Consider the following 5,662-nt stretch of genomic DNA (forward strand, 5'->3'; position numbering starts at 1 on the left):
TAGCCTAACGGCTACACTTTAGAACTTGTGAGGGTGGCAAAGCCCCCCTTCAATCCCCCTTTGAGTGACCGCAGATATGCGGTAAATTGTTGAGTGATAGCCAAGAAGAAAGAGAGGTAAAAGCATGAGTTGGGGCGAGGAACAGCAGAAAGAAATTGAGACAATCAGAGAGAGAAAAATCACAGTGAAATTGTCGGACGCAGATTGTGACCGACTGGCGAGAAAGTGTGGGAAGCATGGTCTGACAATCGGAGAGCTGATAGAGAATTTTGTCGGAGATTTGGTGGGCGGTACTTACTCCAATGGAAGTGATGAAAGAGATTATGCTGACCAGTGGTTCGAGCGTTGTTGGTTCGGAATGTTCCCAGAGCCTACACTGCTGAATCACTTATTGAATTTGGGTTATGAACCAGAGCATTATCTGGATATGTTGGAGAACGTAGAGACAATAAAATCCGACATTGAAATTACTAAACAGAACATAGCAGAGCCAAGTGATGAATGGAAAGACATTGTGTACCACAAGTATAATGATGATTTTACAAGCTATGAGTGTGTGCCTTGTTACAATAGTGTTGATGAATATATAGCAAGCGAAAAAGAAGATTTAGAAAGCTATAAGGCAGACTTAGAAGAAGCACTGGAAGAACTGAAAGACATGAGAGCGGACTGGAAGCCAGAGAAAGAGCCGAACATGAACGAGGAAATCGAACTCATTAAGAAGTGGGTAAAGGAAAGAGAGGACTTCATCAATGAATAGGACAAGACCGAAGCAGATAGTTATAAGAGTGTCAGAGGAAGAACTTGCACAGATAAAAGAAAAAGTAGAGCAGTCTGGAAAGAGCCAACAGCAATATATCATTGAAGCCCTCACACAGTCGAACATTGTCAATCTGGACGGACTGAAAGAGATATATCCAGAGCTGAAAAGGCAAGGCAACAATCTGAACCAGATAGCCAAGAAGCTGAATGAAAATGGATATGTGGACTATAAGCAAGAGCTTCCTAACACCATGAAAGAGGTGAGAGAAGTATGGCAGTTATTAAAGCAGTATCTTCAAAAGCAGGCATAGGGCAAGCACTGGACTATGTGACAAAAGAGGAAAAGACAGAGGATAAGCTTGTCAGCGGTCTGCACTGTGAACCAGATACAGTAAAGGACGAAATGCAAGCCACCAAGGAACTATGGGAGAAAACCGGGGGAAGGACATACAAGCACTTTGTCCAGAGCTACCATAAGGACGAGAAAATCACGCCGGAGCAGGCACACAGGAACGCCTTACAGCTTGCAGAGAATACGTCGGCATGGAAAGGGTTTGAGGTGCTTGTGGCTACCCATAAGGACAAAAAACATATCCATACGCACTTTATCGTCAATTCCGTCAATTTTGAGGACGGGCACAAGCTGCAGTGGAGCAGCGCCGACCTGCAGGAGCTGAAGGAGCGGTGCAACGCACAGAGCAGGGAGCAGGGGCTACACGTCTCAGAAAAGGGAAAGACCTTTGAAGGAGCGGAACGTGAGGAAACAGTGGCATGGAAAAAAGAGACGTACCAGCTTCTGAAGCAGGCGGAGCAGGGGAAAGTGAAAAGCTATGTCCAGGACATTGCCCTGGCAGTCCTGGACTGTAAGGAAACAGCGACCAGCCGGGAAAGCTTTATTCGGCTGATGAATGAAAGAGGGTACGGAGTGGACTGGCAGGACAGCCACAAATACATCACATATACCGACTTAGCAAGGAAGCAGGCAGGAGAAAAGGCTTGCAAAATTCGTAATAATAAGCTGGAAAAATACTACAACATGGGTTTTGGAAAGGAGGAACTGGAGCATGAGTTTGAGAGAAATGCACGAACAGCAGAAGTCAGAGCAGGCAAGTCCGAGAGAACGGATCCAAGAACTGAACCGTCAGAGCCGGACAGAGCTGGAGAACAGCCTGCTGAAGGAAGCCTTAGCTTTGTCGAGCGAGAGCTGCGAGGAATTGATGAAGCAGTCAAATCAAGGACAAGCAAGGGCAGAGCAGAACAGGCAGAGAGACGCCGAGCTGAGCAGGCAGCTCATCAGCGAGCTGAAGAAGCAAGTCGAGCAGTTAGAGAACAGCAACGAACTACTTCAGAACGCCATATCAGCCGGAATTGGGAGCCTGAGAGATGAGGTCAGAGAAAGTACCGTCCAAGAGGTAAAAAAGGCGTTACAGGCGAATATAGAGGCGGTACAGAAGGCAACAAAAGCTCTTGAAAAGCAGTCTGATACGCTTACAAGCGTAATGAAGCAGAAAGTCCGGGAGCTGGAGGAAAGCAAAAACAGCTTTTTCAGATATGAGGGCTTGAAGATATACCTGTTTTGGGGCGGTATGGTCTGTAATATTGGGACGTTTTTGATAGTGTTATATTATTTATTTGTCAAGTAAAGTTTTATAAAAATGTTATATATAATTAATGTTTTTTTGTTGAAAATATAGTATAGTAAAACAAAAAGGAGGGGATGCCAATGTACTTGTTGCTTTAGATGCTATAAAAATACATTGACATAGGAGGAAAATTAATGAGAAATATTCGCAGATCTGTAGCGTTAGCTTTGGCAGCAATAATGATGATGGCTATGAATATGGTTAGTTTTGCAGCAGATACAGCTCCTGCTGAAACCGAGGCGGTAGAATCGGTGACTCGTTCAACTAATGGAGAATCTGTTTTGCTGGATAAAGTATATTTTGCGTGTGATGGAAAAAACACAATTTCTTCTCGAGAACCTATTCCTGCTACAGCTTTAGATATTGAAAATAGAATTTTAGGAAGTATGGAGTATTTTTATGATGGTTTAGATTCATCTGGAAGACCGCAGTACACAGTTAAGGCATCTATGACGTCTAATCCATTAAAATTAAAATCCAGTAAACTTGTAACAAGAGCTGAAGGAGTAAATAGTTGGCATACAAATGAAGAAGATCATAATGGGTATACAGGAACTAATTCTCGAAGCTATGTATATACGACTCCGAATCCACCATCAAATCCATATTGTGAAGCAATATTAACCGCAACTGATGAGAAAGGTGACGAATACGCAGTATGGAAAGGAACTCTTCGTGATGCTAAGTAGAAAATACTGAAATATTGGTAAGAGTAGTGATGAAAATAAGAGGGAGTGAAGTGAGGATGAGATATTCTTAATTCACTCCCTTTTTTTAGAGGTCAAAAAGGTGCAATAAATTCATTGATAAGATAAGCGATAAGGGCGAGAGGGAGTGAGGTGTAGATATTGACACCAAAAAGGCACTCCCTTATACTTGATGGAAAAAGGTAAAATACTTCATTGATAAGATAAGCGGTGAAGGCGAGAGGGAGTGAGGTGTAGATATTGACACCAAAAAGGCACTCCCTTATACTTGAGAGAAAAAGGTGCAAAAATCTATTGATAAGATTAGCGGTCAGGCGGAGTAAGGGCAGTATATTATATAATATATCTAAGTAGGAGAAAAATATGCGTAGAAATACAAAAACAATGTATGAGTGGAGAAAGGTATATAGGGATAAAGAGGAGCTGATGTTGGAGAGAGGTTTTCCAGAGGTCAGCCCCCATGAGTTCTATCGTGACTTGTTCCCAGAGGGGAGCTTACAGAGTGCAGAGCATGACGGAAAAGGAAATGTGATTGCAACCCAGATAAGACCATCTGGAAAGGGAAGAACGAAGCAGTGGGTTATAGATGATAGTCTGAATATGCTTGATAAGGTCATAGGGGACGAGTTCGGACTGATACCGCCTATCACGTTCTATGGCAAGACACACACGAAGCAGAACGCACATGAACTGTATGCGGTTGCAATAGATATTGATTATGTCGGAAAACAGCAGTTGAAGAACCTCTTGAAGCAATTCGGGAACGGAGTACAGCTCCGACCGACCTACCTTGTGAGTTCTGGAAAGGGTGTCCATGCCTATTACTTTTTGAAAGAGCCAGTACAGTTGTATCATAATCTGGAAGATACCCTTGCGGAGCTGAAAGAAGCATTTATCCGCAGACTATGGAACGATACGAGCAGTATCAGACCAGACAGCCCAGATATAACAGGTATCTATCAAGGCTTTAGGTGTGTTGGGAGCCAGAGCAAGCTGGGGGCAGACTTCCCAGTGAAAGCCTATAAGATGTCGGATAACCGCTATACTCTGGAAGATATAAAGGACAGCATACCGAACTGTAAGGTTGATTTATCGGTACTTACAGAGAAGCCGAAGAAAGAAAAGAGTAAGCTGTCACTGGACGAAGCAAAGAAGCTGTACCCAGAGTGGTATCAAGAGCGAGTTGTAGAGGGCAGACCGAAGAAAAAAGGCACATGGGTGTGTAATGAAGCCCTTTATGAGTGGTGGAAGAACAAGATTTTTACCGAAGTAAAGGTAGGCGGTAGGTACTTCTCAATCATGGCATTGTGTGCGTATGGCTTGAAATGTGGCATATCTGAAAGACGAATAAGGCAAGATGCCTATTCATTTTTGGAGCATCTGGAGAGCCTTACAGATGATGAGGACAACCATTTTACAAGGGAAGATGTAAAGGACGCATTGAAAGCCCTCAAAGCTGATAACAAGCTACTTTCGACTATGGCAAGCCGAGAATGGATAGAGAAGCAGACGAAAGTTGTCATACCGCCAAATAAGAGGAACGGCAGAAAGCAAGCCACGCACTTAAAAATCGCACGTTTTACCCTTGAAACAATGAATGAGGACAGGGGCAAAGCTCTACAAGGGAGACCAGACAAGGCGAAGATTGTCGAAGAATGGAGAGAAAGCAACCCTCTGGGAACAAAAGCGGACTGCATCCGAGAGACAGGACTTGCAAAGCATACGGTTTATAAGTGGTGGAAGTAGGGCATACTTGAAATGCTGAAAGGCATATGCTATAATGCCAGTAGGCAAGAAAGACGAAAGTGCTCATTGTGGCACGCAAAAAGCCCCGGAGTTGCGACCTCCGGGGCTTTTCTATTCCGTTGTGGCAAGGTGGCTTATGCCTTAGGCTGGCTACCGCCTATTTATCTCCGTCCAGCCATTTGCAGATGTAGTAGGCGACTACACTTGCCAAGACAGAGAGTAAGAAAGACGAAAATATACTCATGGTGGCACACCCCCTTTCTGTACCTGTATAGGGGTGGTAGCGTTGCCCATTATACCATAGTGGCAGAAATGCCACAAGAAGCCATTTCCCCTTGTTTATTATCAGAGCCATAAGGAAAAGAGTGTCAAGGGCGGTCGAAAGACCGCAGCGTTTACCCTTGATACTCTTTTTTGTTGGCTATCATGCCGGAGGGGGAAACGGCTGTCCGTCCGTTCCGTCACTTCCCCTTGTGCTTCATTGTCTGTTCCGGCGGAAGAAAGTAAAGGGTGGTCTGCGACCATTTTTTATCTGCTGCATTCGCTGATCGGCAAGCCGAAGCTCATACTGCAGATAAAAAACAAGCCCTTGACTGTCTCCCTCCTACACTTCCAAAGTCGCCCAAGAGGAAGTAAGCTCCACTGTATTTCTGGCGAAATCCACGCACGAATATATCCGCTTGACAAGTGGCTATCACTATGCTATATTATGTGTAGCGGATATATTGCAAGTTCCCTAAAGTGATAGCCTAACGGCTACACTTTAGAACTTGTGAGGGTGGCAAAGCCCCCCTTCAATCCCCC

At 44.3% G+C, this 5,662-nt stretch carries 5 protein-coding genes; all 5 read left to right on the forward strand.

Annotated features, from left to right (window positions below; translation table 11 throughout):
• Nucleotides 1-124 precede the first annotated feature (124 nt).
• The 5 genes from DXB18_RS15850 to DXB18_RS15875 all read left to right on the forward strand — a co-directional run bounded on the left by DXB18_RS15850 (nucleotide 125) and on the right by DXB18_RS15875 (nucleotide 4,858).
• The gene (locus DXB18_RS15850; RefSeq protein ID WP_002595442.1) at nucleotides 125-760 is read left to right on the forward strand and encodes a hypothetical protein; all 636 of its coding nucleotides are present in this window, start codon (nucleotides 125-127) and stop codon (nucleotides 758-760) included.
• Nucleotides 753-1,073, forward strand: coding sequence for a plasmid mobilization relaxosome protein MobC (mobC, locus tag DXB18_RS15855; protein WP_002595443.1), 321 nt, complete (start codon nucleotides 753-755; stop codon nucleotides 1,071-1,073). The genes DXB18_RS15850 and mobC overlap by 8 nt, the downstream gene beginning before the upstream one ends.
• On the forward strand, nucleotides 1,034-2,149 hold the full coding sequence (locus DXB18_RS15860; protein WP_002595444.1) for a relaxase/mobilization nuclease domain-containing protein: 1,116 nt from the start codon (nucleotides 1,034-1,036) through the stop codon (nucleotides 2,147-2,149). Before mobC ends, DXB18_RS15860 begins: the two co-directional genes overlap by 40 nt.
• A gap of 390 nt (nucleotides 2,150-2,539) precedes the next feature.
• Nucleotides 2,540-3,094, forward strand: a complete 555-nt coding sequence (locus DXB18_RS15870) for a hypothetical protein (protein WP_002595445.1) — start codon at nucleotides 2,540-2,542, stop codon at nucleotides 3,092-3,094.
• A 381-nt stretch (nucleotides 3,095-3,475) separates the two neighbouring features.
• Nucleotides 3,476-4,858 carry a hypothetical protein gene (locus DXB18_RS15875; RefSeq protein ID WP_002595441.1) on the forward strand — a complete coding sequence of 461 codons (1,383 nt, stop codon included), beginning with the start codon at nucleotides 3,476-3,478 and terminating at the stop codon, nucleotides 4,856-4,858.
• Nucleotides 4,859-5,662: the final 804 nt, after the last annotated feature.

It is taken from the genome of Clostridium sp. OM02-18AC (genome assembly GCF_003481825.1).
Classification (GTDB): Bacteria; Bacillota; Clostridia; order Lachnospirales; family Lachnospiraceae; genus Brotaphodocola.

Bases quoted from the DNA above. Each gene is read 5' to 3' on its own strand.
- DXB18_RS15875 (WP_002595441.1), top strand. From the start codon at position 3,476: ATGCGTAGAAATACAAAAACAATGTATGAGTGGAGAAAGGTATATAGG.
- DXB18_RS15850 (WP_002595442.1), top strand. From the start codon at position 125: ATGAGTTGGGGCGAGGAACAGCAGAAAGAAATTGAGACAATCAGAGAG.
- mobC (WP_002595443.1), top strand. From the start codon at position 753: ATGAATAGGACAAGACCGAAGCAGATAGTTATAAGAGTGTCAGAGGAA.
- DXB18_RS15870 (WP_002595445.1), top strand. From the start codon at position 2,540: ATGAGAAATATTCGCAGATCTGTAGCGTTAGCTTTGGCAGCAATAATG.
- DXB18_RS15860 (WP_002595444.1), top strand. From the start codon at position 1,034: ATGGCAGTTATTAAAGCAGTATCTTCAAAAGCAGGCATAGGGCAAGCA.